This is a genomic window from Desulfonatronum sp. SC1 (genome assembly GCF_003046795.1).
Taxonomy (GTDB): domain Bacteria; phylum Desulfobacterota; class Desulfovibrionia; order Desulfovibrionales; family Desulfonatronaceae; genus Desulfonatronum.
In genome coordinates this window covers 1-504 of the sequence record NZ_PZKN01000102.1, presented here as the reverse complement: position 1 = coordinate 504, position 504 = coordinate 1, and the positions used below count along the sequence as shown (strand labels likewise).

Below are 504 nucleotides of genomic sequence, written 5' to 3'. Positions count from 1 at the left end.
AATTAAAGCAATTGTAGAGGAGGGTAGCATAACAAAAGCCATCGACAAATTGCATTTAACGCAGTCTGCTTTGAGTCATCAACTTAAAGAAGCAGAGTATCAATTGGGCACTCAAATATTTTTACGACAAAATAAAAAATTAGTCCTAACCAAAGCAGGAGAGAAATTATATGAAACTGCAAACGAAGTTTTAGAAAAACTATCAAGCACAGAGCAAGAAATAAAGCGTATGATCTTTGGGGAATTTGGTACAATCAGAATAAGCACTGAATGTTATTCAAGTTATCATTGGTTACCTTCCGTTTTAAAGCAGTTTCATTTGCTTTATCCAAATGTAGATTTGCAAATAATAATGGAAGCAACACATTATCCATTACAAAAATTAAAGGAAAACGTTATTGATATTGCTATTACCAGCGACCCAATTAATGACAACAATATTAAATACATGGAGCTCTTTAAAGACGAGATGCTTATGGTTGTTTCTGCTCATCACCCTTGGGC

General features: G+C 33.7%; 1 protein-coding gene. It reads left to right on the top strand.

The window, feature by feature from the left end; all coding sequences use genetic code 11:
• Positions 1-504, top strand: a 504-nt coding sequence (locus tag C6366_RS20895; protein WP_146164932.1) for a LysR family transcriptional regulator, incomplete at both ends; no start/stop codon positions are given.